Origin of the sequence: Streptomyces sp. MK7, assembly GCF_032658145.1 — a bacterium.
Lineage (GTDB): Bacteria > Actinomycetota > Actinomycetes > Streptomycetales > Streptomycetaceae > Streptomyces > Streptomyces spiralis.
Genome location: NZ_JAVACL010000008.1, coordinates 16,444 through 42,410, shown reverse-complemented (window position 1 = coordinate 42,410; position 25,967 = coordinate 16,444). Strand labels below are relative to the sequence as shown.

General features: G+C 70.8%; 25 protein-coding genes, 1 pseudogene and 1 riboswitch. Of the genes and pseudogenes, 3 read left to right on the top strand and 23 right to left on the bottom strand.

Going from position 1 to position 25,967, the window contains the following annotated elements; all coding sequences use genetic code 11:
• Positions 1 to 25 precede the first annotated feature (25 nt).
• Both R2S09_RS12630 and rlmN read right to left on the bottom strand, forming a co-directional pair.
• The gene (locus R2S09_RS12630; RefSeq protein WP_316740981.1) at positions 26 to 1,108 is read right to left on the bottom strand and encodes a thiamine ABC transporter substrate-binding protein; all 1,083 of its coding nucleotides are present in this window, start codon (positions 1,106 to 1,108) and stop codon (positions 26 to 28) included.
• A gap of 81 nt (positions 1,109 to 1,189) precedes the next feature.
• A riboswitch (TPP riboswitch) is annotated at positions 1,190 to 1,295 on the bottom strand.
• A 76-nt stretch (positions 1,296 to 1,371) separates the two neighbouring features.
• Positions 1,372 to 2,478, bottom strand: coding sequence for a 23S rRNA (adenine(2503)-C(2))-methyltransferase RlmN (gene rlmN, locus R2S09_RS12625; RefSeq protein ID WP_316740980.1), 1,107 nt, complete (start codon positions 2,476 to 2,478; stop codon positions 1,372 to 1,374).
• A 230-nt stretch (positions 2,479 to 2,708) separates the two neighbouring features.
• Here rlmN and R2S09_RS12620 point away from each other — a divergent pair, with 230 nt between their 5' ends.
• Positions 2,709 to 3,443: a DUF6928 family protein gene (locus R2S09_RS12620; RefSeq protein ID WP_306190328.1), complete on the top strand. Its 735-nt coding sequence runs from the start codon at positions 2,709 to 2,711 to the stop codon at positions 3,441 to 3,443.
• Between the two features lie 559 nt (positions 3,444 to 4,002).
• Positions 4,003 to 6,846, top strand: a complete 2,844-nt coding sequence (locus R2S09_RS12615) for an N-acetylmuramoyl-L-alanine amidase (RefSeq protein WP_316741100.1) — start codon at positions 4,003 to 4,005, stop codon at positions 6,844 to 6,846.
• A 261-nt stretch (positions 6,847 to 7,107) separates the two neighbouring features.
• On the opposite strand, the gene R2S09_RS12610 is transcribed toward R2S09_RS12615, so the two are convergent.
• From R2S09_RS12610 to rpsB, 5 genes are all read right to left on the bottom strand, one after another.
• Positions 7,108 to 8,406: a phosphatidate cytidylyltransferase gene (locus R2S09_RS12610; protein WP_372337764.1), complete on the bottom strand. Its 1,299-nt coding sequence runs from the start codon at positions 8,404 to 8,406 to the stop codon at positions 7,108 to 7,110.
• Complete coding sequence (gene frr, locus R2S09_RS12605) at positions 8,406 to 8,963, bottom strand: ribosome recycling factor (RefSeq protein WP_030168208.1); 558 nt, start codon at positions 8,961 to 8,963, stop codon at positions 8,406 to 8,408. The genes R2S09_RS12610 and frr overlap by 1 nt, the downstream gene beginning before the upstream one ends.
• A gap of 144 nt (positions 8,964 to 9,107) precedes the next feature.
• Positions 9,108 to 9,866, bottom strand: coding sequence for a UMP kinase (pyrH, locus tag R2S09_RS12600; RefSeq protein WP_306190330.1), 759 nt, complete (start codon positions 9,864 to 9,866; stop codon positions 9,108 to 9,110).
• 208 nt (positions 9,867 to 10,074) lie between these two features.
• Entirely contained in the window at positions 10,075 to 10,911 is an 837-nt protein-coding gene (gene tsf, locus R2S09_RS12595; RefSeq protein ID WP_306190332.1) for a translation elongation factor Ts, read from the bottom strand.
• Between the two features lie 179 nt (positions 10,912 to 11,090).
• A complete protein-coding gene (gene rpsB / locus R2S09_RS12590; RefSeq protein ID WP_316740975.1) occupies positions 11,091 to 12,032 on the bottom strand; it encodes a 30S ribosomal protein S2 in 942 nt (313 codons plus the stop codon).
• Between the two features lie 291 nt (positions 12,033 to 12,323).
• Here rpsB and R2S09_RS12585 point away from each other — a divergent pair.
• Positions 12,324 to 12,833: pseudogene (locus R2S09_RS12585) on the top strand (murein hydrolase activator EnvC family protein); the annotation flags it as partial.
• A 365-nt stretch (positions 12,834 to 13,198) separates the two neighbouring features.
• Here the strand turns inward: R2S09_RS12585 and R2S09_RS12580 are convergent.
• The 16 genes from R2S09_RS12580 to rpsP form a co-directional block, all read right to left on the bottom strand.
• Complete coding sequence (locus R2S09_RS12580) at positions 13,199 to 13,756, bottom strand: TetR/AcrR family transcriptional regulator (protein ID WP_306190364.1); 558 nt, start codon at positions 13,754 to 13,756, stop codon at positions 13,199 to 13,201.
• 143 nt (positions 13,757 to 13,899) lie between these two features.
• Positions 13,900 to 14,742 carry an RNA polymerase sigma factor WhiG gene (whiG, locus tag R2S09_RS12575; protein WP_189900581.1) on the bottom strand — a complete coding sequence of 281 codons (843 nt, stop codon included), beginning with the start codon at positions 14,740 to 14,742 and terminating at the stop codon, positions 13,900 to 13,902.
• Positions 14,743 to 15,010: 268 nt separating this feature from the next.
• Positions 15,011 to 16,309: a DNA-processing protein DprA gene (gene dprA / locus R2S09_RS12570; protein WP_372337765.1), complete on the bottom strand. Its 1,299-nt coding sequence runs from the start codon at positions 16,307 to 16,309 to the stop codon at positions 15,011 to 15,013.
• Complete coding sequence (locus R2S09_RS12565; RefSeq protein WP_306190335.1) at positions 16,306 to 17,928, bottom strand: YifB family Mg chelatase-like AAA ATPase; 1,623 nt, start codon at positions 17,926 to 17,928, stop codon at positions 16,306 to 16,308. Before R2S09_RS12565 ends, dprA begins: the two co-directional genes overlap by 4 nt.
• Complete coding sequence (locus R2S09_RS12560) at positions 17,928 to 18,323, bottom strand: YraN family protein (protein ID WP_306190337.1); 396 nt, start codon at positions 18,321 to 18,323, stop codon at positions 17,928 to 17,930. The genes R2S09_RS12565 and R2S09_RS12560 overlap by 1 nt, the downstream gene beginning before the upstream one ends.
• 110 nt (positions 18,324 to 18,433) lie before the next feature.
• On the bottom strand, positions 18,434 to 18,742 hold the full coding sequence (locus R2S09_RS12555) for a DUF2469 domain-containing protein (RefSeq protein ID WP_018544766.1): 309 nt from the start codon (positions 18,740 to 18,742) through the stop codon (positions 18,434 to 18,436).
• Between the two features lie 56 nt (positions 18,743 to 18,798).
• Entirely contained in the window at positions 18,799 to 19,311 is a 513-nt protein-coding gene (locus R2S09_RS12550) for an NUDIX hydrolase (protein ID WP_306190339.1), read from the bottom strand.
• Positions 19,301 to 20,071, bottom strand: a complete 771-nt coding sequence (gene lepB, locus R2S09_RS12545) for a signal peptidase I (RefSeq protein WP_316740970.1) — start codon at positions 20,069 to 20,071, stop codon at positions 19,301 to 19,303. The genes R2S09_RS12550 and lepB (R2S09_RS12545) overlap by 11 nt, the downstream gene beginning before the upstream one ends.
• Positions 20,072 to 20,239: 168 nt before the next feature.
• A complete protein-coding gene (lepB, locus tag R2S09_RS12540) occupies positions 20,240 to 21,256 on the bottom strand; it encodes a signal peptidase I (protein WP_316740968.1) in 1,017 nt (338 codons plus the stop codon).
• Complete coding sequence (gene lepB, locus R2S09_RS12535; protein ID WP_306190342.1) at positions 21,144 to 22,235, bottom strand: signal peptidase I; 1,092 nt, start codon at positions 22,233 to 22,235, stop codon at positions 21,144 to 21,146. The genes lepB (R2S09_RS12540) and lepB (R2S09_RS12535) overlap by 113 nt, the downstream gene beginning before the upstream one ends.
• The gene (gene lepB / locus R2S09_RS12530; RefSeq protein WP_316740966.1) at positions 22,228 to 22,959 is read right to left on the bottom strand and encodes a signal peptidase I; all 732 of its coding nucleotides are present in this window, start codon (positions 22,957 to 22,959) and stop codon (positions 22,228 to 22,230) included. The genes lepB (R2S09_RS12535) and lepB (R2S09_RS12530) overlap by 8 nt, the downstream gene beginning before the upstream one ends.
• A gap of 74 nt (positions 22,960 to 23,033) precedes the next feature.
• Entirely contained in the window at positions 23,034 to 23,384 is a 351-nt protein-coding gene (rplS, locus tag R2S09_RS12525; protein WP_030168262.1) for a 50S ribosomal protein L19, read from the bottom strand.
• Positions 23,385 to 23,522: 138 nt separating this feature from the next.
• Positions 23,523 to 24,356, bottom strand: coding sequence for a tRNA (guanosine(37)-N1)-methyltransferase TrmD (gene trmD / locus R2S09_RS12520; RefSeq protein ID WP_306190344.1), 834 nt, complete (start codon positions 24,354 to 24,356; stop codon positions 23,523 to 23,525).
• The gene (gene rimM / locus R2S09_RS12515; RefSeq protein WP_316740963.1) at positions 24,356 to 24,979 is read right to left on the bottom strand and encodes a ribosome maturation factor RimM; all 624 of its coding nucleotides are present in this window, start codon (positions 24,977 to 24,979) and stop codon (positions 24,356 to 24,358) included. Before rimM ends, trmD begins: the two co-directional genes overlap by 1 nt.
• 79 nt (positions 24,980 to 25,058) lie before the next feature.
• Complete coding sequence (locus R2S09_RS12510) at positions 25,059 to 25,298, bottom strand: RNA-binding protein (RefSeq protein WP_003973401.1); 240 nt, start codon at positions 25,296 to 25,298, stop codon at positions 25,059 to 25,061.
• 5 nt (positions 25,299 to 25,303) lie between these two features.
• Complete coding sequence (gene rpsP / locus R2S09_RS12505; RefSeq protein WP_306190346.1) at positions 25,304 to 25,723, bottom strand: 30S ribosomal protein S16; 420 nt, start codon at positions 25,721 to 25,723, stop codon at positions 25,304 to 25,306.
• Positions 25,724 to 25,967: the final 244 nt, after the last annotated feature.

Sequence of the window (25,967 nt, the reverse complement as noted above, 5' to 3'; positions counted from 1 at the left end):
CTGCCCGTACGGTCCGTGCCGTCGGCTACTTCAGGACGAGCGAGGTCCACGACTTGACCCACTGGTCACGGTTGGCGGCGATCTTGTCGGGCGCCATGGTCTCGGGGTGCTCGGCCTGGGGGCCGTACTCGGTGAACTCCGAAGGCACCTGGGCGCCCTTGGTCACCGGGTAGACGAACATGTTCAGCGGCATGTCCTCCTGGAACCGCTTGGTGAGCAGGAAGTCGAGGAACGCCTTGCCGCCCTTGGTGTTGCGGGCGTTGTCGAGCAGTCCCGCGTACTCGATCTGCCGGAAGCAGGTGCCGTACGCCACCCCGGTCGGCGCGGTCTTCGGCTTCGGGTCGGCGTAGACGACTTCGGCGGGCGGCGAGGAGGCGTAGGAGACGACGAGCGGCCGGTCGCCCTTGGCCTTCTTGCCGCCGGCGGATCCGGAGAACTCCTGGTTGTAGGCCTGCTCCCAGCTGTCGACGACCTTGACGCCGTTGGCCTTGAGCTTCTTCCAGTAGCCCTGCCAGCCGTCGTCACCGTACGTGGCGGCGCTGCCGAGCAGGAAGCCGAGGCCGGGCGAGGAGGTGGCGGCGTTCTCGGTGACGAGCAGGTTCTTGTACTGCGGCTTGACGAGGTCGTCGAAGGAGGCCGGCGGGGTCAGCTTGTGGTCGGCGAAGTACTTCTTGTCGTAGTTGACGCAGATGTCGCCGGAGTCGATCGGCGTGACCCGGTGCTTGGCCTCGTCGACCCGGTACTCGGGCAGCACCAGGTCGGAGCCCTTGGGCTGGTACGGCTGGAACAGACCGTTGTCGAGGGCGCGGGAGAGCAGGGTGTTGTCGACGCCGAAGAAGACATCGCCCTGCGGGTGGTCCTTGGTGAGGACTGCCTTGTTGACGGCCTGGCCGGCGTCGCCGTCCTTGAGGACCTTGACGGTGTAGCCGGAGGTCTTCTCGAAGGCGGCGACGACGCTCTTGGAGGCGGCCCACGAGTCGTGGCTCACGAGGGTCACGGTCTTGGAGTCGGCGGCCTTGGCCGTCCCCTTGCCGTCGGTCGACCCGCACGCGGACAGCGTGACGAGGCCGAGTCCGACCGCCACGGCGACGAACGTCTTGTTGTGCACTGGATTTCCTCCTGGGGGTTGGCCAGGAAGAGACGCGGCCCCGCCCGGGACCCGCGAGGATGCCCGGGCAGGGCGCAACAGCTCGAGTGATGACCGAACTTCCTACCCAGAATGACCTGGGCGAGGTTCAGAGGGTCTGCGGCCGGTGCCGCACTCTCAGCGCTGTGGCGCTCCCCTGTCGGAATATGAAGATATGGACGGCCACAGACTACCGCCCGGGCGTCACCAGGCCACCACCCGGGCGTCGACCGGCCACCGTCCGGCTACCTCTCGGTGGCCGCCAGCTGACCGCAGGCCCCGTCGATCTCCTGCCCGCGGGTGTCCCGGACGGTCACCGGCACCCCGTGCGCCGCGATCGCCTCGACGAACGCCTTCTCGTCCTCGGGGCGTGAAGCGGTCCACTTCGAGCCGGGGGTCGGGTTGAGCGGGATCAGATTGACGTGCACCGGCTTGCCCTTGAGAAGGCGGCCGAGCCGGTCGCCGCGCCAGGCCTGGTCGTTGATGTCCCGGATCAGCGCGTACTCGATGGACAGCCGGCGCCCGGACTTCGCGCTGTACTCGAAGCCGGCGTCCAGCACCTCCCGCACCTTCCACCGCGTGTTCACGGGGACGAGGGTGTCGCGCAGCTCGTCGTCGGGGGCGTGCAGGGAGATGGCGAGCCGGCACTTGAGGCCCTCGTCGGCGAACCGGTGGATCGCCGGGACCAGGCCCACCGTGGAGACGGTGATCCCGCGCTGGGAGAGCCCCAGCCCGTCCGGCTCGGGGTCGGTCAGCGCGCGGATGGCACGGATCACCCGGTTGTAGTTGGCGAGCGGCTCGCCCATGCCCATGAAGACGATGTTGGACAGCCGCGCCGGACCACCGGGCACCTCGCCGTCCCGCAGAGCCCGCATGCCGTCCACGATCTGATGCACGATCTCGGCGGTCGACAGGTTCCGGTCGAGCCCGGCCTGCCCGGTGGCACAGAACGGGCAGTTCATCCCGCACCCGGCCTGCGAGCTGATGCACATGGTCACCCGGTCCGGGTAACGCATCAGCACCGACTCCACGAGCGTGCCGTCGAACAGCCGCCACAGCGTCTTGCGGGTGGTCCCCTGGTCGGTCGACAGATGCCGTACGACCGTCATCAGCTCGGGAAGCAGCTCCTCGCGCAGCTTTGCCCGGGAGCCGGCCGGGATGTCGGTCCACTGCTCCGGGTCGTGCGCGTACCGCGCGAAGTAGTGCTGCGAGAGCTGCTTGGCACGAAACGGCTTCTCACCGATCGCGGCCACGGCCTCCTTGCGCTCGGCGGGCGACAGATCGGCAAGGTGCCGCGGCGGCTTCTTGGCTCCGCGCGGGGCGACGAAAGTGAGTTCTCCGGGCTTGGGCATGGTGGTACCAGTGTCGCAGATCCACTCGGGTGACCTGGGGCTGCCGGTCGGGGCACCTGTCGCTGGCGGTAGTCGCTGGTCGGCCCCCGGGGGGTCTCGGACGGCCCAGAGACGGCACAGCCAGGCAGGCAGGCTGAGGCGCCTCGTTGTCAGTGCGCCCGGCTATGGTGCGTCCGCCATCAAGGGCAACGCTCCGGGGAGGGGCTTTGGGAGCCAGGACAGGACTGCTGGTGTACGCCGACGGCCACGTGCCGGGCTTGCTGCGACGCGTGGGGGCGGCAGACCGTGATCGGACGGCCACCATGGTGCGGCGGCTGTATCCGGGCGGGGAGATCGAGGAGTGCGAGGGCTCGAATCTCTACGACGGCGTGTACCCGCCGAAAGGAACGGTGTACGCAGCCAGCTGGCCGGGCGCAGAGGTCATAGGTGATCAGAGGGTGATGATCGACGCCCCTTCGCAGCTTCCGGAGCACCTCGTGGCGGCAAGTGCCGGCCGACGGCTCGTCTTGCACGCCATGCACAGTGTCGTCGACTGGCTGGCGTTCGCCGTGTGGGAGGACGGGCGCCTGGTCCGCTCCCTGAGCCTGTCGCCGGACAGCGGCATCATCGAGAACATCGGCGAACCGCTCCCCTTCGAACTGCCCTATTGGGCCGGTGACCGCCCGGCTGAAATCGCCCCGTGGCCCGGCGAGGAGGAAGAGCCGTACTCCCTGCCGTTTCACCCCCTGGAGCTGGGCGAAGACGCACTGCGAGCGCTCTGCGGCTTCATCCAGGAGGGATTTCCCGAGCCGGACGACGTCGACGCAGACAACATCCGACTCCACGGATTCCACGTGCGGGACCCGCGCGAGCCTGACCGAGCAGAGCAGGAGGCGGAGTTGCGCAGAGCCGTGGAAACCATGGATCCGCCGCGCTTGTACACACTGGGCCCCGATGGCTCGCTGATCGAGCGCGACGGCCTCTGACTCCCGGCTTCTTCGTCCCGAAGCAACTTGCTGAGCCTCCCGGGCACTCCGAGCAGCTGGAGCGAGCCGAGGGCATCAGCCAGCGCGTCGCCGTGCCCGTAGGAGCTCCGCAGGAGTGTTGCGCGGGACCTGCGCCGGCTATTGCGGGCCGGCCGTGATGAGTGCGGTTCCAGATCAATCCCCGTACTTCATCATCGGGTGCTGCTTCCCGCTCCGCGCGAACCTGACGACCCGGAGTCGGCGCAGTGACCCACACCCGACCGTCGTTCGCGACTGGACTGTGATCAGCATCACCGCAGCCGCCCTCCTGACCTCTGAACTGAGGCATTTGCGGGGGGCGTTCATCCGGTGTCCCCCGCGGCTTCCCGCCCTGTTTTTCGCATTTCCACTCCGCTGAAAGGTGCCGCCCCCGGACGGCCACGCACCAGCCGGTTCGGTGATCGTCCCACCGATCCCACTGGTGACGCCAAGCACTCCTTCAACGCTGAAGGGCATGGCTGTGAGCCCGCGCTCCGGGCTGCGCACCGACCTGAACGTCATGACCACAAGGGGTGGGGACTTGAACGCCGGCCATCGCAGAGACCGCAGGAAGAGAAGACTGCTCGTCTACGGTGCGGCCGCGGTCGCGGCCGTCGCCACGACCGCGGGAACGCTGGCCCTGGCGGCGCCCGGCCTCCTCGGCTCGAACGGCGCACAGGCCGCTGTCCCGGGAGCCCGACTGCAGAGCGAGTTCGAGCACGCCGCCGCGGAATTCCACGTCCCGCAGAGCGTGCTCATGGCGGTCTCGTACCGGCAGACGCTCTGGGAGGACCACGGCGGGCTGCCCAGCACCACCGGCGCCTACAACGTCATGGGCCTCACGGACGTCGACTCCGAGGACCTCGGGAACGGCCACGGCGGCGACGCCGACGAGCGCGAGCGCCTGCTCGACCACATGAACCTCAGCGGCGACCCGGCCATCGAGAAGCACTTCAACGCCCAGCGGGCGCTCAAGAGCCTGCACGAGAAGCCGGTCGACACCAGTGACCCGCGGCTGCACACCCTGGACAGGGCGGCCGGCCTCATCGACGTCTCGCCGGAGAAGGTGCAGAGCGACACGGGGCAGAGCATCCGGGCGGGCGCCGCACTCCTCGCCCGGTACCAGAAGGACGCCACCGGCTCGCTGTCGGCCGACCCGGGCGCCTGGTACCCGGCCGTCGCCCGCGCCGGCCAGGCCCCGGACCACAAGGGCGCGGAGCTCTTCGCCAAGCGCGTGTACGAGTCGATCAAGACCGGTGAGCAGCGGGTCACCACGGACGGCCAGAACGTCAGCCTGCCGGCCGACCCGTCGGTGCGGCCGAAGATGTCCTCGGACCTCGACCTGGCCGCGGCCACCGCGGCCGCCGCCCCGGCCCCCGACTGCCCGTCCGGACTGAACTGCGACTTCCGCCCCGCCGCGTACAAGCAGAACAGCGCCACCGACAACACCGACTGGGGCAACTACGGCGTCGCGAGCCGCCCCACGACCGGCCACGAGATCCGGTACATCCTGCTGCACGACACCGAGGGCACCTACGACGGTTCGCTGGCGTCCTTCCAGAACTCCAACACCTACGCCAGTGCCCACTACCTGATCCGCGCCTCCGACGGCCTGGTCACCCAGATGGTCGAGAACAAGGACGAGGCGTGGCATGCCGGCAACAAGAGCATGAACATGCACTCGATCGGCATCGAGCACGAGGGCTACGCGATCAAGGACGGCAGCTGGTACACCGAACCGGAGTACGAGTCCTCCGCCGCGCTGGTGAAGTACCTGGCGACCAAGTACGACATCCCGCTGGACCGTGAGCACATCATCGGCCACGACGAGGTGCCGGGCGTCCTGGATGCCAACGTCCGGTCCCAGCACTGGGACCCGGGGCCCTTCTGGGACTGGAACCACTACATGCAGCTGCTGGGCGCTCCGACCGGGGCCGGCGGGTCCGGCGGCGTCTACACGGCCGGACAGCTGATCCGTGTGGTACCGCCGTTCACCACGGCCAACCAGCCCAAGCTCACCGACAACGGCGCGGCGGTCACCCCCCAGCCGGCCAACTTCACCTACCTGTACACGTCGCCGTCCACCGGCTCCGCTCCCCTTACCGACCCGTACCTGGGCAGTGCGAGTGCGACCGAGGGCTGGAACTGGGGCGACAAGGTCGTCGCCGGCGGGGAGTACGTCGTCGCCGGGACGAGCGGGGACTGGACCGCCATCTGGTACGGCGGTCAGAAGGCCTGGTTCTACAACCCGGGCGGCCAGTTCGCCGCCGCCGTCGGCACCCGGAGCGTGATCACGCCCAAGGCGGGCCTCAGCTCGGTCCCGGTGTACGGCCGCACCTACCCCGAGGACGCCGCCTACGCGGGCACCGGGGTGCCGGTCCAGGCCTCGAACACCGCGTCGCTGACCAAGTACGGCTTCCTCGCCGGACAGAAGTACACGCTCGCCGGGTCCTCCGTGACCGGCTCGTACTACAACAGCGGCACCTTCGATGGCTCCGGAACGGGTTCCCGCACGGTGGTCGTGGGGAGCGACACCTTCTACCCGATCCGCTACAACCACCGGATCGCGTGGGTGCGCACGTCCGACGTCGACGTGGTCAACAGCGCCGCGCCCGACCCGGGCACCGACCGCTACAACATCCTCGGCCGGGACTCGTCGGGCACGCTGTGGCAGTACCAGGGCAGCGGCAGCGCCACCGCGCCGTTCCTGACCCGCTACCGGGTCGGTCCCGGCTGGAACACCTACGACACGGTGACGTCGCTGACGGCGCTGCGCGCGGACGGCACCGGTGACATGGTGGCCCGGGACAGGACCGGCGTGCTCTGGTACTACAAGGGCAGTGGCAAGCCGTCCGCCCCCTTCCTCTCGCGCACCAGGATCGGTCCCGGCTGGAACATCTACACGGTCATCACCGGGGCCCGGGACCTCACCGGGGACGGCAGGGCGGACCTGGTCGCCCGCGACACCAGCGGCGTGCTCTGGCTCTACAAGGGCACCGGCAACACCGCCGCGCCCTTCGCGACCCGCACCAGGATCGGCCCCGGCTGGAACATGTACAACGCTCTGGCCGACACCGGCGACCTCACCAAGGACGGCAGGGCGGACCTGGTCGCCCGCGACACCAGCGGCGTGCTCTGGCTCTACAAGGGCACCGGCAACGCCACCGCGCCGTACGCGGCGCGCACCAGGATCGGCCCCGGCTGGAACGTCTACGACGTGCTGCGCGGCCCGAGCGACCTCAACCGCGACGGCCTGCCCGATCTGATCGCCCGTGACAAGGACGGCGTGCTGTGGTTCTACCGCGGCACCGGCACCGCCACGGCCCCGTTCGCGTCGCGGACCAGGATCGGTCCCGGCTGGAACATGTACAGCATGATCGTCTGACGCGGTCGTTCCGAACCGCGCCGCGACACCCGCTGCCTGCGGCGCCGCGTCCGTCCCGCACTCCGGGAGGGCCGCGGCGCCGCGGGCGTTCGCGCAGGCGCAGGTACGCGGGCATGGTCTCGTCCGCCTGCCTCCAGGGCGCTTGCGGCCGGGCCGCGTGACCTCCGAACGCCGGGCGACGAGTCTCCGTGGCGATCCGGGCCCACCCGCACAAGCCGAGGCCCCTTCCCGCGCGCGGGAAGGGGCCTCGGTGAAGGCGGTTCAGGCGGAGCCGACGAAGATCACCAGCAGCAGCCACACCACCGGGGCCGTCGGCAGGAGGGAGTCCAAGCGGTCCATGATGCCGCCGTGGCCCGGGAGCAGGGTGCCCATGTCCTTGATGCCCAGATCGCGTTTGATCATGGACTCGCCGAGGTCGCCGAGGGTGGCGCTGGCGGCGACGGCGAGGCCGAGGACGAGGCCCTGCCACCAGGCGCCGCCGTCGATCAGGAACTGCGTGCACAGCGCCCCCGCCACCATCGCGAAGGCGACCGCGCCGAACAGGCCCTCACGGGTCTTGCCGGGGCTGATGCGCGGTGCGAGTTTGTGCTTGCCGAAGCGCCAGCCGACGGCGTACGCGCCCGTGTCGCTGACCACCGTGAGGATCAGGAAGGTCAGCACGCGGAACGGGCCGTCGTCCGCGGTGAGCATCATCGCCACGAACGTGGCCAGGAACGGCACGTAGAACGCCGCGAAGACACCCGCGGTGACGTCCCTGAGGTAGCCCTCCGGCGGCTGTGTCATCCGCCAGACCAGGACCGCCAGCGCGGTCAGTGCCATCGCCACCCAGGCGCCCTCGGCGTCGCGGACGTATCCGGCGACCACCATCGCGGCACCCCCGACCGCCAGCGGCACCAGCGGAGCCCTGATGCCCTTGCGCTCCTCCAGCCGCTTGGTGAGCTCCCACAGGCCGACCACGACCGCGACCGCGATCACGCCCACGAACACGGCCTTGACGATGAACAGCGAGGCGATGATCACCACGCCGAGCCCGAGGCCGACTCCTATGGCAGCGCCCAGGTCACGGCCCGCGCTCTTCTTCTGCGGGGCGGGCGCCGGCTGCGGGGCGTCGGGCATGGGCTCCGGATTCTGCTGTGCCGTCCCGGGGGCGGGCGGCGTCTGCGGCGTGTCGTGGGGCCGGGGCGGGGCCGCCTGGTACGGCTGCGGGTCGTAGGTCCCCGGCTGCGGGTCATGAGGCTGCCGCGGGTGCGGCTGCGCGTCGTAGGACTGTGGGTACGGCTGTGCGTGCTGCGGCGTGCCGTACTGCTGCGGCTGTGGCCGCGGCGTCTCGTCGCGGAACAAGGGGCCGCCCGTCCGTGCGGCCCCCCGGTCGTCCTCCTGGTTTCCGCCGTGTGCGGGCACTTCGGGCACGATGGGCATGGGGCGAGTCTGCTGGGCGCCCTGCGCACCGTACGCGGGGTCCGCCGGGGCGGCCCCCGGGACGGGTCCCTGGGCGGGTGACCGGTCCGTCGGCCCCCAGTACCCGGCTTGCGGCGGCGCTCCCCAGGAAGAGTCGTTCATCAGACCTCGAGCAGCTCCGACTCCTTGTGCTTGAGGAGCTCGTCCACCTGCGCGACGTACTTCGCGGTGGTGTCGTCGAGCTCCTTCTCCGCACGGCGGCCCTCGTCCTCGCCGACCTCGCCATCCTTGATCAGCTTGTCGATGGCGTCCTTGGCCTTGCGGCGCACGGAGCGGATGGACACCTTGGCGTCCTCGCCCTTGCCCTTGGCGACCTTGATGTACTCGCGGCGGCGCTCCTCGGTGAGCTCGGGGAACACCACCCGGATGATGTTGCCGTCGTTGCTCGGGTTGACGCCCAGGTCGGAGTCCCGGATCGCCTGCTCGATGTTGCGCAGCGCGCTCTTGTCGAACGGGGTCACGACCGCCATCCGCGGCTCCGGCACGGAGAACGAAGCCAGCTGGTTGATCGGCGTCGGCGCACCGTAGTAGTCGGCCACGATCTTGTTGAACATCGCCGGGTGCGCACGGCCGGTGCGGATCGCGGCGAAGTCCTCCTTGGCGACCACGACGGCCTTCTCCATCTTCTCCTCGGCCTCGAGGAGGGTCTCTTCGATCACCACTTGCTCCTGCGTGTCTTGAGTGGAACCGGCTGCGGTTCCTTGTCGGGGCCGGCGGCCGGCTGCGTCGCGTCTTCTTCCTGCACGGTTCCCGACCGGCAGGACATTGTCCATCCCCCGGTCAGGGTCCGTCGGTGTTGCCGGTCAGTCCCGGCTGCCGTGGTCACCCACAAGTGTGCCGATCTTCTCACCCTTGACGGCACGGGCGATATTGCCCTCCGCGAGAAGCTCGAAGACGAGGATCGGGAGCTTGTTGTCACGGCACAGCGTGATCGCCGTGGCGTCGGCGACCTTCAGGTCGCGCGTGATGACCTCGCCGTAGCCGAGGGAGTCGAACTTCACGGCGTCCGGGTTGGTCTTCGGGTCGGAGTCGTACACCCCGTCCACGCCGTTCTTGCCCATGAGCAGCGCCTCGGCGTCGATCTCCAGGGCGCGCTGGGCGGCGGTGGTGTCGGTGGAGAAGTACGGCATGCCCATACCGGCGCCGAAGATGACCACACGGCCCTTCTCCAGGTGGCGCACGGCGCGCAGCGGGATGTACGGCTCGGCGACCTGGCCCATGGTGATGGCGGTCTGGACCCGGCTGTCGATGCCCTCCTTCTCCAGGAAGTCCTGGAGGGCGAGGCAGTTCATCACGGTGCCGAGCATGCCCATGTAGTCCGAGCGGGCGCGGTCCATGCCGCGCTGCTGGAGTTCGGCGCCGCGGAAGAAGTTGCCGCCGCCGATCACGACCGCGATCTGCGCACCGTCCCGTACGACGGCCGCGATCTCGCGGGCGATGGCGTGCACCACGTCCGGGTCGACGCCCAGGCCCCCGCCGCCGGAGAATGCCTCTCCGGACAGCTTCAGCAGAAACCGGCCGGTCACTTTGCCGTCGTCGCTCTTCTGGGCCTTGGTGGTCATGGAGATCCCGCCTCTGTTACGTGGTGCACATGCGAAGAAGGCCATTGCCGGTGGGGCGTGTTTCGCATCCCATGCAGCGGCAATGGCCTCCTCGTCAGATCTGCTGTCGTGTGTCACGCGCGGGTGCGTGGTTGGCACCCGCGGGCGACGTGGACGACTGCTGTCGACCCTATCGGGCCGGGCGTCCGTCGCGGTACGGACTTCGGACTCAGATGCCGACCTTGATGCGCGTGAAGCGCTTCAGGGTGACACCGGCCTCGTCCAGAACCTTCTGGACCGACTTCTTGTTGTCCAGCGCGTAGGGCTGGCCGAGCAGGGTGGCGTCCTTGAAGAAGCCGTTCAGACGACCCTCGACGATCTTGGCGATCGCGGCCTCGGGCTTGCCCTCGGCGCGGGTGGTCTCCTCGGCGATGCGACGCTCGGACTCGACGACGTCGGCCGGGACCTCGTCCTTGGAGAGGTACTTCGGCGCGAAGGCGGCGATGTGCTGGGCGACGCCCTTGGCGACCTCGGCGTTCGGCTTGTCGAGCTCGACGAGGACACCGATCTGCGGAGGCAGGTCGGGCATCGTGCGGTGCATGTAGGCGGTGACGAAGCCGTCCGAGAACTGCGCGAAGCGGTCCAGGACGATCTTCTCGCCCAGGTTGGCGTTGGCCTCGTCCACGAACGCCTGGACCGTCTTGCCGGCCTCGATCTCGGAGGCGAGCAGGGCCTCGAGGTCGGCCGGGGAGGTCTTGGCGACGTGCTCGGCGATGGCCTTGGCGACGGCCTGGAACTTGTCGCCCTTGGCGACGAAGTCCGTCTCGCACTTCAGCTCGACGAGGACACCCGAGGAGTTGTCGTCGGCGATGATCGAGACCACGGCGCCGTTCTCGGCGGAGCGGCCCTCGCGCTTGGCGACGCCCTTCTGGCCCTTGATGCGCAGCGCCTCGACGGCCTTCTCGACGTTGCCCTCGGCCTCGTCCAGCGCCTTCTTGCAGTCCATCATGCCGGCGCCGGTGAGCTCACGGAGCTGCTTGACGTCGGCGGCGGTGTAGTTCGCCATGAGTCTGTGAATCTTTCTCGAAGTCTGGAAGATCGAAGATCAGGGTCCGCGGGGCCCGGGCCCCCTCAGGGAGCCTCTCGCTCGTCGAGCGGGACCCGCTGACACGCCGCTGACCTACGGGTGAACGGCGGGAGCGGACTTCATGCACCGCTCCCGCCGTCAACGCTGACGCTGACGGGTCAGGCCTGCTGCTCGCCCTCGGCGGCCGGGGCCTCGGCAGCCGGGGCCTCAGCAGCCGGAGCCTCAGCAGCCGGAGCCTCAGCAGCCGGAGCCTCAGCAGCCGGAGCCTCTGCAGCGGCGGCCTCGGCCGGCTTCTCGGCCTCGGCGGCCGGAGCCTCTTCAGCCTTCTTCTCACCCTCGAGCAGGTCGCGCTCCCATTCGGCGAGCGGCTCGCCCGCGGCCTTCTCGCCCTTCTCACCGGCGGCCACGCCGGAGCGGGCGATGAGGCCCTCGGCGACGGCGTCGGCGATCACGCGGGTGAGCAGGGTGACGGAGCGGATCGCGTCGTCGTTGCCCGGGATCTTGTAGTCGACCTCGTCGGGGTCGCAGTTGGTGTCGAGGATGGCCACGACCGGGATGTTGAGCTTCCGGGCCTCGCCGACCGCGATGTGCTCCTTCTTGGTGTCCACGATCCAGACGGCGCTGGGCACCTTCTGCATCTCGCGGATACCGCCGAGGGTCTTCTCCAGCTTGGCCTTCTCGCGGGAGAGGACCAGCAGCTCCTTCTTGGTGAGGCCGGAGGCGGCCACGTCCTCGAAGTCGATCTGCTCGAGTTCCTTCAGGCGCTGCAGGCGCTTGTAGACGGTCGAGAAGTTGGTGAGCATGCCGCCCAGCCAGCGCTGGTTGACGTAGGGCATGCCGACGCGGGTGGCCTGCTCGGCGATGGCCTCCTGCGCCTGCTTCTTCGTACCGACGAACATGACCGTGCCGCCGTGGGCGACGGTCTCCTTGACGAACTCGTAGGCGCGGTCGATGTACGACAGCGACTGGAGCAGGTCGATGATGTAGATGCCGTTGCGCTCGGTGAAGATGAAGCGCTTCATCTTCGGGTTCCAACGGCGGGTCTGGTGACCGAAGTGGACGCCGCTCTCCAGCAGCTCCCGCATCGTGACGACGGCCATGGCCGTACTCTCCTTGAGTTTCTCGGTTGTGCCGCGGATGCCGGACGGCTTCCGCGCCTGACGCCCGCGGTGCGCCGTGCCACGAAGGACCGAGGGGCGCTGACACCGGCCGTTGCCGGCCAGAGTGTCGGGGCGTGCGAAGTCGACCCGGTGACCCGGATCGCCATCAGAAGTGTACGGGACCCGGAAGGCGCCGGGTGACGCCGCTGCCCACAACCGGTGAGTTGTCCACAAGTGCCGGGTTGTCCACAGGCGCCGGCGGGGTGCGGCGGGGTGCGGGACCGTGGGGCCATGTGCGCAATGGGCGGGAAACGACGGGTGGTCGTGCGGCTCGGGCTGCCGCTGGGGACGGTGGTGGCCCTGCTCGCGTCGGTGGCGTGGGCGAGCGGGGGCGGTGCTCCGGCTCCGCGGGGGGCTGCTGGGCGGGTGGCAGTGGGGGCTCCCAGGCCGGTGGCGGAGGACGGAGCGGTGCCGACGGTGGGCCGCTTCTGGCCGGTGGGGGTACGTCCGCCGGTGCTGCGCGGCTGGGAGCCGCCGCCGACGGAGTACGGCCCCGGGCACCGGGGCGTGGACCTGGCGGCGCCGCCGGGCGCTCCGGTACGGGCGGTGGCGGCCGGCCGGGTGTCCTTCGCGGGCCCGGTGGCGGGACGGGGTGTGGTGTCCGTCGAGCTGGCGGGTACGGGCACCCCTCCGCTGCGGACGACCTACGAGCCGGTGCGCGCCGCGGTGAGAAAGGGCGACGAAGTGGATGCGGGCGAGGTGCTCGGCACGGTGGAGCAGACGGCACCGGGCGCCGCCTCGCACTGCGCGACGGGGTGCCTGCACTGGGGCCTGCTGAGAGGGGAGGCGTATCTGAACCCCCTCCTGCTCCTCCCGCCCCGGCTACTGAACCCGGCCCCGCCGAGGCTGCTGCCGGTACTGGGCGTGCCGACGCTCCAGGGGGTGTCTCGTCGATCGGGCCGGATCAGGGAGGGGTGGCCGGCGGTGGGGGTGCCCTCCGCGCCGTTCAGCCAGTGGGGGAGCGTCGCCTGGCGGAGGAGGGAGCCGATGCGGAGCATCGGCGACCGACGACAACGCGGTGAGGTGCGGCATCGGGCGGCACAAGTGGGCGCGGCGGCACCCGCACGCGCGGCAAGCCGTCGTCCCCCGCCGGCCACGGACGACCCTCAGCCGCGAACCCCCCGCAACGCCACCCCGACCGCCACCTCCGCCACAACAGCAGGCTCCTCGGCGGCCCCCAGCTCGATCCTCCGCACGGCCGCGTCCACCACCCCTTGCAGCATCATCGCCGCCAGCCGGGGCTGCCCGTGGCGCAGCTCCCCCAGCGCCTCGACGATCATCGCGACGAGTTCGCCGTGCGCGGCGCGGATCTTCTCGCGCGCCCCCGCGTCCAGCTCGCTCGCCGAGATCGCCACCACGGCCCGGTGCCGCCGGTCCCCGACGAGTTCCAGCTGCTTGCGGACGTAAGCCTCGACCTTGGCCTCCGGCCCGTCGGCCGTGGCCATCGCTGCCGAGACCTCCGCGGCCCACACCGGGAAGTCGACCTCGCACAGCTCCTCGACCACGGCGGCCCGCGACCGGAAGTACTCGTAGACCGACGACCGCGCCAGCCCCGTCCGCTCGGCCAGGGCGGGGAAGGTCAGCGCCTCCGTCCCGCCTTCGGACAGCAGGGTCCGCGCCGCGTCCAGCAGGGCGGCTCGCTGCATCGACCGGTGCTCGGCCACGGAGGCCGCTCGAATCCTTGGCACGTCGACCACTGTACGGAGGCGCTACCCGGGTCTGTACGGAGGCGCCACCCGGGTCGGGGCGGCCCGGGTCCCGGCAGGTCATGCCCTGCGGGTCAGGTGCGGCGGATCAGGTCCGGGGGTCAGCGGCCGAAGCTCGCCAGCTTGGCGCGCAGTTGCAGCACCGACTTGGTGTGGATCTGGCTGACCCGGCTCTCGGTCACTCCCAGCACGTTGCCGATCTCGGCGAGTGTGAGGCCCTCGTAGTAGTACAGCGTGACGACGGTCTTCTCCCGCTCGGGCAGGGTGTTGATCGCCCGGGCCAGGAACCGGCGCAGCTCCCGGTCCTCGGCCACCTCCACCGGGTTGTCGGCGGCGGTGTCCTCCAGCGTGTCCATGAGGCTGAGCCGGTCGCCACCCTCTCCGCCCACGTGCAGCAGCTCCTCCAGCGCCACCACGTTGGCCAGCGACAACTGGCTGAAGACGGCGTGGAGTTCGTCGACCGCGATGCCCATCTCGGCGGCCACCTCGCTCTCCGACGGGGTGCGCCGCAGCCGGGCCTCCAGCGTGGCGTACGCCCGCTCGACGTTCCGTGCCTTCTGCCGCACCGAGCGGGGGATCCAGTCCAGTGCGCGCAGTTCGTCGATCATGGCGCCCCGGATCCGGGTGATCGCATAGGTCTCGAACTTGATCTCCCGGTCGATGTCGAACTTCTCGATCGCGTCGATCAGCCCGAAGACCCCGGAGGACACGAAGTCGGCCTGCTCCACATTGGGCGGCAGGCCCACGCTCACCCGGCCCGCCACATACTTCACCAAGGGTGAGTAGTGCAGGATCAGCTGCTCACGCAGCCGGTCGTCCCCCGTCGCCTTGTACGACCGCCACAGCTCGTCGAGCGTCGAGGGAGCGGGCGGCCGCACGCTGCCGCCGTCGCGGGCGGCTGGGGGGATCTCCGCCCGGTCGGAGCCGGAGGTGTGCTGGGGCATTCGTCGCCTTGTGCCGTTCTGCCGTGGGTGCGGCTTCCTGGGTGAGTTGTCGTATGGGTCGGGGATCGGGTTTCTGTATCGGAACCACGTGAGCGTAGCGTGACTGGAGTGTCGCGGTGCGCGAACGACGGGGCCCGGGGCGTGCGCAGATTCGTTCCGCACGGCGCTCCACCAGGTCAGCGGCGTCACCCTGGGTAACCAACAAAACGCCCAACTGCGGTAATTTACGCAGCCGTCGGCGTTCCCCCGGACGGTCGAACACGCTCGGTCAGCACCCCTCCCGGCCTGCCCGGACGGAGATCATCGCCTGGCGTGTCAACTTCCATCCGTCGCCATGTCGTTCGACGTAGCCAAGCGATCGGAGTTCGTACAGTCTCGCGATCGCGTCGTCCGGCGTCGTCCGGGCGCCGCGGGCGATCTCGGCCGCGTCCGCCGCGCCGCGTCCGGGGAGCGCGGCCAGGACCTGTCGGGCCTCCGGTTCCAGCAGGTCGCGCGGGAGAACGGGGCCGCGCCGGTCCGGGGCCAGCTCGCCCATGTCGCCGATCAGCTCGACGACTTCCGCGGCGTCGGTGACCAGCGTCGCCCCGCCGCGCAGCAGTTCGTGGACGCCGGCGGAGAGCGCGCTGGTGGCCGGGCCGGGGACCCCCATGGTGTGGCGGCCGAGCCGTTGTGCGGCCCGGGCGGTGACCAGCGAACCGCTGCGGTAGGCGGCCTCCACCACGACGGTGCCGCGAGTGAGGGCCGCGATGACTCTGTTGCGGACGATGAACCTGCTCGGCGTGGGGTGGTCGCCGGGAGGCAGTTCCCCGACCACGAGTCCTTGCTGGGCGATCCTGCTGATCAGCTCGGTGTGCCCGCGCGGATAGGGCCGGTCGACGCCGCAGGCCAGGACGGCGACGGTGGCACCGCCGCTGCCGAGTGCGCCGCGGTGCGCGGCGCCGTCGACTCCGTAGGCGCCCCCGGACACCACCACCCAGCCGCGTTCGGCGAGCCCGGCGGCGAGGCCGGCGGCCATGTGGGCGCCGTACTCGGTGCAGGCGCGGGCGCCGACCAAGGCGACCGAGCGCAGGGCCCAGATCCGCAGGCCGGCCCGGCCGCGCACCCACAGTCCGGTGGGGCGGGCGTCGCCCAGGTCGTCGAGCTGGGCGGGCCACTCGGTGTCGCCGGGACGCACGAACCGCACCCCCGCGTCCCGCGCGACGGCGAGGTCCCGTTCGGGATCGGCCCGCGCGGCCCGTGCGCACAGGCCGGCCCACCGTTTGTCCGAGACCCCGGCGAGCCGCGGCGCGCCCTCCCGCAACCGCCGCGCCACGGCCACGACCCCCAGCTCCCTCACCCACCGCCCCGCGGTCTCGTCCCCCGGCTCGACGACCCGGCTGAGAAAGACCCGGGCAAGCAGCTCAGGCCCGTCACCGGCGCCACGCCTGCCGTCCGCGTCACGCGCGCCGTCAGGGCCACGCCCGCCATGAGCACCACCCTGGCCATCTGGGCCGCACCCGCCGTCCGCGTCACGCTCGGGGTTCCGCCTGCCTTCATCGCTCCCGCCGGGGCTCCGCTGCGGGCTCATGCGGGTGTCCCGATGGTCATGGGTACGCCGCGGGGGACCCCGGTGCGCAGTTGCAGTGCCAGGGCGACGTCGGAGGCGTCCGGGCGGTCGTGGCCGGCGAGGTCCGCCACCGTCCAGGCGACCCGGAGGACCCGGTCGAGCCCGCGGGCCGTGAGCACACCGCGTTCCAGATTGCGCTCGGCCTCGTCCAGCGCGCCGGCCGCCGCGTGCCAGCGGCTGCGCAGCTCGCGTCCCGGCACCTCGCTGTTGGACCGCCAGGGCGTGCCCGCCAGCCGCGCCGTCGCGCGCTCCCGGGCCGCCCGCACCCGGTCGGCCACGGTCGCCGTGGACTCCCCCCGGGCGTCGCGGGTGAGCTCCGACCGGGTGACCGGATCGACCTCGACCCGCAGGTCCACCCGGTCGAGCAGCGGTCCGGAGAGCCGGGCCTGGTAGCGCCGGATGGCCGAGGGCGGGCACTCGCACAGGCTGTCACGCTGCGAGAACCGGCCGCAGGGGCACGGGTTGGCCGCGAGCACCATCAGGAACCTCGCGGGGAAGCGCACGACCCCGGCGCTGCGGGCGATCACCACGTGCCCGGCCTCCAGGGGCTGGCGCAGGGCGTCGAGGGCGTGGCTGCTGAACTCCGGGGCCTCGTCCAGGAAGAGCACGCCGCGGTGGGCGAGGGAGACGGCGCCGGGTCGGGCGACGCCGGGTCCGCCGCCGACGAGGGCCTGCATCGTCGCGGAGTGGTGCGGGGCGCAGTAGGGGGCGAGGTCGATGAGCGGTTTGCCCGGTGGCAGCAGTCCGGCCACCGAATGGACCGCCGTGACCTCCAGGGACTCCTGCCGGCCGAGCGGGGGCAGGATCCCGGGCAGTCGCTCGGCGAGCATGGTCTTGCCGGCGCCGGGCGGTCCCTCCAGGAACAGGTGGTGCCCGCCGGCCGCGGCGACCTCCACCGCCGTGCGCGCGGAGATCTGGCCGACGACGTCGGAGAGGTCGTGCCCGTGGTCGTGCTGGGCGGCGCCCACGCTGTGCATGCCGGTGGCCGCGCCGGTGCCGGGCACGCGCAGCCCGGCGAGGAGCGGGTCGGGCCGTCCCTGCTCGTCCGGATCCTCCTCGGGCACGGGCTCGTCGGTCAGTACGGCGATCAGCTGGCGCAGGCTGCGGACGCCGAGCACGGAGATCCCGGGCACCAGCGAGGCCTCGGCGGCCGCGCACTCCGGCACGACCACCTGTTCGTACCCGGCGTCCGCGGCGGCCAGCACCGCCGGGAGGATGCCCCGCACGGGCCGCACCCGGCCGTCCAGGCCGAGTTCCCCGATCATCACGACGTCGGCCGGCACCCGGGGGTCGATCCGCTCGGCGGCACCGAGCACCGCGCAGGCCACGGCCAGGTCGAAGCCGCTGCCGGCCTTGGGCACGGAGGCCGGGCTGAGTCCGACGGTGAGCTTCTTCTGCGGCCACTCGGCACCGGAGTTGACCACCGCCGCCCGCACCCGGTCCCGGCTCTCGGTCAGGCTCTTGTCCGGCAGCCCCACCAGGGTGAAGGCGGCGACACCCGGCTCGAGGTCGGCCTGGACCTCGACGACCACGCCCTCGACGCCGACGAGGGCCACGGAGCACGTACGCGCGAATCCCATCAGGCCGCCCCCCGTACGTGCTCGACGCGGGGCGCACCGCGCCGGGGCAGCAGGACGCCGACGAGGTCGATGCGGACGCCGCCCGGGGGTGCTCCTCCGTGGGCCGCGATCCAGCGTTCCGCCAGGGCGCGCAGCCGCCGGCTCTTCTCCGGTGTGATCGCGGCCATCGGATGCTGGAAGGTGCCCGCCCTGCGGGTCTTCACCTCGCAGACGACCAGGACGTCCCCGTCCCGGGCCACGATGTCGATCTCACCGGTCCTGCCGCAGCGCCAGTTGCGCTCCAGGACCGTCATACCGGTTCCGGCGAGTCGGCGGGCGGCGAGGTCCTCGCCGTACCTGCCGAGTCCGTTGCGTGCCTTGCTCATGTCGGCACCACCTCCGGCGCCAACGGTCACGCAACCGGCCCGGCGGAGTGGATCTTGGTGGGCTACTCACCGGTTGTGGACAACTCCGTCACTCACACGGGTGGTCCTCCTCGCCGCGCCCCACCCGCGCCTGACGGCCCTCATCCGCTGGGCAGCTCCAGGTCGCTCTTGTTCAGCTCCTCAATGTTCACGTCCTTGAATGTGAGGACACGTACCTGCTTGACGAACCGGGCCGGCCGGTACATGTCCCACACCCAGGCATCGGCCATCGTCACCTCGAAAAACACCTCACCCTGGACCGAGTGCACCTGCATCTCGTAGTCGTTGGTGAGGTAGAAGCGCCGCTCGGTCTCGATCACGTATTTGAACAGACCGACGACATCGCGGTACTCCCGGTAGAGCTTGAGCTCCATCTCGGTCTCGTACTTCTCGAGGTCCTCGGCGCTCATGGCATGTTCCCCTTCAGCCGTACGGTCCCCCCATTGTGCGCCAGTCCCGCGAGCCCCTAGACGATTTCGGTGTCCAGAGTCACGGGCCCGGCCGGAGGACCTTCGTCGAGCAGTGTGCGCAGCAGCTCGGCGAGTCTGGTCGGATACACCGTCTCACGTGCCCGGGCCAGTTCCTCACACGTCCACCAGCGCGCTCCGGCGACGCTGCGCCGCTCCAGTTCCGTCAGGGCCGTCGCGGCGGTCGCCGTCTGGGTCGTACGGGCCAGGTAGTACCACTCGTCCTGGTCCCAGCGGCGGCCCGCGAACGGGAAGGAGCACCTGCGCCGCCACAGCACCGGCCCGAGCTCGACCTCGGTGATGCCGGTCTCCTCCGCGAGTTCCCGCAAAGCGGCCTCCTCGCGGCTCTCCTCGCCCTCCAGGCCGCCGCCGGGCGTGAACCACCAGTCGTCGGCCGGATCGCCCGGCTCGTGGCCGTGGAGGAGCAGGATGCGGTCCGCGGGGTCGAGCAGGACCACCCGGGCCACCTTGCGCAGCCCGTCGCCGTCCACCCCCTGGGACTCAGCGAGCACCGGCCGGCTCCGTCCGGGCGCGGGAGCGGCCCAGCCGCTTGGCGATCGGACCGTAGGCGCCACCGGCGAGGACCAGGACGGCGCCGGCGACGACCAGCAGGACGATCGTGCGCAGCGGTCCCGGCCGGGAGAGGGCGCCCAGCTGCTCGAAGCCGCTGGGGCGCTGAAGCATGCCCTTCATGGGCCAGACGACGGCGTCGACGCGGGCCGTCACATCGGCGCGGGCCACGGTGCCCTTGGCCGCGTCGTCGAGGTGGGCGGTGGAGTCGAGGGAGCCCTGGCGTTCGTCGCCGAGCAGGAACAGGCGGCCCTCGGGGACCTTCACGGTCGGGATGGTCTTGTCCTCGGCGACGCCGCCCTTCAGGTACGGCTCGTCGATCTGCTTGCCGTTGACGGTCAGCTTGCCCTGCGTGCAGCAGGAGACCGTGTCGCCGCCGACAGCCACCACGCGCTTGACCACGGGCGCGTTCGACACCCAGCTCTTGTCGTAGAAGACGACGACGTCACCGCGGCGGATCTCGTCGCCGTCGACGCGCTGGGCGAGCACCCGGTCGCCCATGGCGATCGTCGGCGTCATGGAACTGGTGGGGACGGTGTACGGCCGGTAGATCACCGCCGCCCACGCGAATCCGCCGAGGAACAGCACCAGACCCAGTGCCACGGCCAGCCCGGACAGCCTCTGTCCCGTCCTGCCGCCCGCCGGGCTCGTGCCTGTGCCGCCGCTGCGCGGGGCCGTACGCGTCGTGCTCTCGCCACCCATGGACCCGCACCCTACCGGGCGGTACCCAGGCGGGGCAGCCCCTGCCGTGCCCGCGGGGAAGAGCTCCACGGCGGCTTCACACGGGGCGGCACGCCACGACCGGCTTCACCGCAACACCTCCGCCCGGGGCGGGGTCCGTACGGGCGGAGCGCCTCCGCCGAAGGGCCCTCAGCGGCTCCCGGCGGCTGTCGTCCTGTCGCCGGTGCCGCTCTCGGCCTTCGCGGTCCGCCTGCGGCGCCACACCACCAGCGGCACGGCCGCGCTGAGCGCCGCGCCGCCCGGAGCCACCGTCAGAGCGCCCGCGGCCGTGGGCTGCTGCTGGCCGAGGCCGGGCTGGTCGAAGGTGTCGGGCACGGGCAGGGTGCCCCAGCGGTTGACCGGCCAGGCCCGCACGATGGCGCGTCCGACGACGTCCTTGACCGGGACCATGCCGTGGTTCCTGTCGGCCTGGTTGTAGCGCGAGTCCCGGGAATTCTGCCGGTGGTCACCCATGACCCAGATGTAGCCGTCGGGCACGGTCACCTTGAACTGGCCGCCCTGGTCGTCCTGGCTGCACGGCGTGTTGCCGGGGTAGACGTACGACGACTCCTCCAGCGCCTTGCCGTTGACGATCACAGGACCGGTGCCGTGGCACTCGATGGTGTCGCCGCCGACGCCGATGACCCGCTTGATCAGGTCCTTCTCCTCCGCGGACGGCATCAGACCGATCCAGCTGAGCACCGTCTGCAGGGCGTTGGGCTTGGCCGTCGGCTCACCGGCCAGCCAGTCGTCCGGGTCGTGGAAGACGACGACCTCGCCGCGGTCGGGCTCGGAGCCGAACCAGGGGGTCAGCTTGTCCACCAGGACCCGGTCGCCGCGCTGCAGGGTGTCCTGCATCGAGTCCGAGGGGATGGAGAACGCCTGTACGAGGAACGTCTTGATCAGCAGCGCGAGCACCAGCGCGATACCGATCAGGATCGGCAGTTCCTTCCAGAAGGAGCGGGGTTTCCTCGCCTCCGAGGTGGTCTCGCCGGTCCCTTGTTCATCGGTCTGGTTGTGCTCGGTCACCGTGCTGTCCTCGGCCGCTTCGCTCTCACTCCCGGAGGCCACGGTGGGGTGCGCGGGGCGGGCCGCCGCATCCACGGGGTGTCCGCGGTGCTCCTCGCCGTCGCTGCCGGACCGTGCGCCAACCGCCACATCCCCCACGCCAACTCCTAACTCCGTGCCGCCGCCCGCGCCATGCCCGGCGCAGGCCCACCACTCCCATAACGAGCGGGAGTTCCGCAGGGGTCGGGAGCTGAACCGATCTGTTGGGATCGTCCAAGGCAACCCTATGCGACAGGCGGGCGGCGGCGGTCGACCCGGCCGCCGCGTCGGACACGGCGGCGAAGGTTTTCGGTTCCTTCAGTGTGCTCCAGTGGCCGAGCGGCCAGCCGATGACCATGGCCCGGCCCACGACGGATTTCTCCGAGACCGTGCCGCCGTACGGCGTGTTGCGGTGCGCGCGCGAGTCGGCGGAGTTGCCCCGGTGGTCGCCCATCACCCACAGCCGTCCCGGCGGAACCGTGATGTCGAAGGGCTGCTCGGAGGGTGTGTCACCCGGGTAGATGTAGTCCCCCTCGTTCAGGGGAACGCCGTTCACGGTGACCCGCCCCTGCGCGTCGCAGCACTTGACGTGGTCACCGCCGACGCCGATGACCCGCTTGATGAGGTCCTTCTCGTTGTCGGAGGGCAGCAGGCCGATGAAGGTCAGGCCCTCCTTGACCTGCTTGACCCCGACCGGGTCGTTCTTCTTCGTGGTCTGCTCGCCCGCCAGCCAGCCGCCCGGGTCGTGGAAGACGACCACGTCCCCACGCTGCGGCTTGGAGCCGAACCACGGGGTGAGCTTGTCGACCAGCACCCGGTCGCCGATGCGGATCGTCTGCTCCATGGAGCCCGACGGAATCACGAAGGCCTGCACGAGGAAGGTCTTCAGGACCAGGGCTATGAGCACGGCGACGCCGACGAGGAGAGGGATCTCCCGGACGGCGGAGCGCCTGCGCTTGCGCTTGACCTTGCGCTGCAGCTTGCGCCGCTCCGCGCGGGTGCGGCCGCCGGCCGAGCCGCCGGCGCGCCGGGCCCCGGTGGGCAGCAGCTCGTCGGCGGCGCTGACCGGCGCGCCACGTGGTTTGCCGCGGTTACCCATGGCCGCCGTCCGCGTGGTCGGCGGCCGGCACGCGTGCGTAGGCACCGGGGCGGGTGAGGTGGGTCCAGTGGCCGTAGGGCCAGACGATCCAGTCGGCCCGGCCGACGACGTCACCGACGGGGATCATGCCGCCGCCCGGGGAGCCCAGATGGTCGCGGGAGTCGCTGGAGTCACTGCGGTGGTCACCGAGGACGAACAGGGTGCCGTCGGGCACGGCGACGTCGAAGGGCACCGTGGAGGGGCGGTCGCCGGGGTACAGGAAGGTCGACTCGTCGACCGGCCGGCCGTTCACCTCGATCCTGCCCTCCTTGTCACAGCAGACCACATGGTCACCCCCCACACCCACAACGCGTTTGATGTAGTCGGCGTGCCCGAAGTAGCCGGTGCCGTCGAACACGACGACATCGCCGCGCCGCGGCGCGGCTCCGAAACGGTACGCCAACTTGTTTACGAGAACGCGGTCCCCGATCCTCAATCCCCGCTCCATGGATCCGCTCGGGATCTGGAACGGTTGCAGCACGAACGTGTTGAGGAGCAGCACGAGGACCAGGCACATCAGTACGGCCAGGGTGATCCGCCCACCGGGCAGCCAGTCGGTGATCTCTGCCACCAACGACGAACGCGACCGGTCCTCCGGCTCCCGCGCACCGGGAGCCTGGTCGGCTCCGGTGTCGGAGGGGCGGGAGGAGCGGTCGCGCTCCGTCGGCTGTGCTTCGGTGTCCATCGGGGCGGAATGCTATCCCGCCCCGCTGAGAACCCGCGCCGGACCCGTGGTGCGGTCCGGTGCGCGAAAAGCGCTCAGCTCTCGCGCTTCTCCTTGATCTTCGCGGCCTTGCCGCGCAGCTCACGGAGGTAGTACAGCTTGGCGCGGCGCACGTCACCCCTGGTGACGAGCTCGATCTTCTCCACGATCGGGGTGTGCACCGGGAAGGTGCGCTCGACGCCGACGGAGAAGGAGACCTTGCGGACCGTGAAGGTCTCGCGCACGCCGGAACCCTGACGGCGGATCACCACGCCCTTGAACTGCTGCACACGGGAGCGGTTGCCCTCGATGACGCGCACGTGGACGTTGACGGTGTCACCCGGGCGGAAGGCCGGGACGTCGCTGCGCAGCGACGCGGCGTCGACGGAGTCGAGCAGGTGAGACATTTCGTCTGCTTTCTTCGCCGATGCCACAGGTCATCAGCGGAAACTAGGGGGTTTTCCGAAAAGGACAGCCGTGCGGTCGGGGCGGGCGTCGTGTCCCCCTGTGGCAGGGGCGCACGCCGGACGGCGCACAGCAGCGGCCTATTCTTCCACGTCGTCGGTCCTGCGCCAAAATCGGCCGTACGGCTCGCCCGCGGGGTCAGGCGTCCAGCCCAGGATGGACAGCATCTCGCGGTCCTTCTTGTCGAAGGCTTTGGGGTCACAGCGTTCGATCAGGTCGGGCCGGTTGGCCGTGGTGCGCCGCAGGGCCTCGTCGCGGCGCCAGCGGGCGATCTTCCCGTGGTGGCCGCTGAGCAGCACCTCGGGGATGCCGCGCTCGCGCCACCGGGGCGGCTTGGTGTAGACGGGGCCCTCCAGCAGGCTCGCCATGGCGCCGGGGGCGAAGGAGTCGTCCCGGTGGGACTCGGCGTTGCCGAGGACACCGGGCAGCAGCCGGGCCACGGCCTCCGTGACGACCAGGACGGCCGCCTCTCCGCCGGCGAGCACGTAGTCGCCGATGGACACCTCGTAGACGGGCACGCGGGTCGCGTACTCGTCCACGACCCGGCGGTCGATGCCCTCGTAGCGGGCCGGGGTGAAGATCAGCCAGGGGCGTTCGGAGAGCTCGACGGCGAGTTCCTGGGTGAAGGGGCGTCCGCTGGGGGTCGGGACGATCAGCGCGGGCGCGTGGGAGCCGGTCTCGTAGCCGTCGGCGAGGACGGAGTCCAGGGCGTCGCCCCAGGGCCCGGTCATCATCACCATGCCGGGACCGCCGCCGTACGGCGTGTCGTCGACCGTGTTGTGGCGGTCGTGCGTCCAGGAGCGCAGATCGTGCACGTGCACGTTCAACTGCCCACGCGCGCGTGCCTTGCCGACGAGGGAGACGTTCAGCGGCTCCAGGTACTCGGGGAAGATCGTGACGACGTCGAGGCGCATCAGGACTCGTCTCCGGAGTCCTCGGAGTCCTCGGCGGTCTGGGGGGCCTCTGAGCCCTTGGCGGCCTCGGAGGCCCGCCAGGAGGCGGCGTCCCGTGAGGAAGCGATCTCGGCGCGGTCGTCGATCAGACCCGGCGGCGGTGCGATGACGGCCCGCTGCTCCTCCAGGTCGATCCCGGTGACGATCTCCGCGACGAACGGGATCATCACCTCGGTGCCGTCCGGACGCTCGACGATGAACAGGTCCTGGGAGGGCAGGTGCGAGATCTCGCTGATCCGGCCGACCGTCTCCCCGTCCTCGGTGACCACGTCGAGGTCGATCAGCTGATGGTCGTAGTACTCGTCCTCCTCCTCGGGCAGCTCGTCCGGGTCCACCTCGGCGATGAGCAGGGTGTTGCGGAGGGCTTCGGCGGCGCTGCGGTCGCTGACGCCCTCGAAGCGCAGCAGGAGACGGCCGCTGTGGACGCGCCCGGTCTCGATGGTGAGCGGTCCCGCGGAGGCGGGCTCGGTGGCGAGTACGGCGCCGGGCGCGAGCCGGAGTTCCGGCTCGTCGGTGCGGACCTCCACGGTGACCTCGCCCTTGATGCCATGGGCACGGCCGATCCGTGCGACTACCAGCTGCACGTGTCCAAATCTCCTGTCATACGACTGCGGGCCGGGGACGGCCCAGTGGCCCTCCCCGGCCCGAGCCGGTTGCGATGCGTCAGCGGACGTGGTCCACGTCGACGAGGTCGACACGGACGCCACGACCGCCGATGGCACCCACGACGGTGCGCAGGGCGCGTGCGGTGCGGCCGTTGCGACCGATCACCTTGCCGAGGTCGTCGGGGTGGACCCGGACCTCCAGCACGCGTCCGCGGCGCAGGTTGCGCGAGGCGACCTGCACATCGTCAGGGTTGTCGACGATGCCCTTCACGAGGTGCTCAAGCGCCTCTTCGAGCATGCTGCTCAGGCCTCGGTCGACTCGGACTCGGCGGCCGCCTCGTCCTTCTTCTCAGCCTTCTTCTTCTGGGTGATCGCCTCACCCTTGCCCTCGTCCTCGCCACCAAGGGCCTCGAACGACGGACGCGTGGCCTTCTCCTGCGGCTGCAGCAGCGGCGCAGGGGCGGGCTCGCCCTTGAACTTCTGCCAGTCGCCGGTCTTCTTCAGGATGGCGAGCACGGGCTCGGTGGGCTGGGCGCCGACGGAGAGCCAGTACGCCACACGCTCGGCGTTGACCTCGATGCGCGAGGGGTTCTGCACCGGGTGGTATAGACCGATCTCCTCGATGGCCCGGCCGTCACGGCGGGTACGGGAGTCGGCGACGACGATGCGGTAGTGAGGCGAACGGATCTTGCCCAGACGCTTCAGCTTGATCTTGACTGCCACGGGAGTGGGTTCTCCTGGATTTGACGTGGTTGGGCACGGCGGAGACGCCGCGTGGGGTTGCGGTACCCGAGTGCCCGATGGACGCGTCAGCCGGAGGAGAGAGGGGTCCTGTGCGGCTGTCGAGTACAGCTAGTCATTGTGCCATACGCCGCGGGTCGCCTCTGGCACGGGGTGGACCTGCCACGCGCGGGCACACCTGACCGGCACCCGGCGTTCCGGGTGCTCGAGGCGCGGCTCCGGGGTA

Coding starts and splice junctions, on each gene's coding strand:
- rlmN (WP_316740980.1), bottom strand. CDS start 2,478: ATGCCCAAGCCCGGAGAACTCACTTTCGTCGCCCCGCGCGGAGCCAAG.
- R2S09_RS12610 (WP_372337764.1), bottom strand. CDS start 8,406: ATGAACGACTCTTCCTGGGGAGCGCCGCCGCAAGCCGGGTACTGGGGG.
- pyrH (WP_306190330.1), bottom strand. CDS start 9,866: ATGACCACCAAGGCCCAGAAGAGCGACGACGGCAAAGTGACCGGCCGG.
- tsf (WP_306190332.1), bottom strand. CDS start 10,911: ATGGCGAACTACACCGCCGCCGACGTCAAGCAGCTCCGTGAGCTCACC.
- rpsB (WP_316740975.1), bottom strand. CDS start 12,032: ATGGCCGTCGTCACGATGCGGGAGCTGCTGGAGAGCGGCGTCCACTTC.
- whiG (WP_189900581.1), bottom strand. CDS start 14,742: ATGCCCCAGCACACCTCCGGCTCCGACCGGGCGGAGATCCCCCCAGCC.
- dprA (WP_372337765.1), bottom strand. CDS start 16,309: ATGAGCCCGCAGCGGAGCCCCGGCGGGAGCGATGAAGGCAGGCGGAAC.
- R2S09_RS12565 (WP_306190335.1), bottom strand. CDS start 17,928: ATGGGATTCGCGCGTACGTGCTCCGTGGCCCTCGTCGGCGTCGAGGGC.
- R2S09_RS12555 (WP_018544766.1), bottom strand. CDS start 18,742: ATGAGCGCCGAGGACCTCGAGAAGTACGAGACCGAGATGGAGCTCAAG.
- lepB (WP_316740970.1), bottom strand. CDS start 20,071: ATGGGTGGCGAGAGCACGACGCGTACGGCCCCGCGCAGCGGCGGCACA.
- lepB (WP_306190342.1), bottom strand. CDS start 22,235: ATGGGTAACCGCGGCAAACCACGTGGCGCGCCGGTCAGCGCCGCCGAC.
- lepB (WP_316740966.1), bottom strand. CDS start 22,959: ATGGACACCGAAGCACAGCCGACGGAGCGCGACCGCTCCTCCCGCCCC.
- rplS (WP_030168262.1), bottom strand. CDS start 23,384: ATGTCTCACCTGCTCGACTCCGTCGACGCCGCGTCGCTGCGCAGCGAC.
- trmD (WP_306190344.1), bottom strand. CDS start 24,356: ATGCGCCTCGACGTCGTCACGATCTTCCCCGAGTACCTGGAGCCGCTG.
- R2S09_RS12510 (WP_003973401.1), bottom strand. CDS start 25,298: ATGCTCGAAGAGGCGCTTGAGCACCTCGTGAAGGGCATCGTCGACAAC.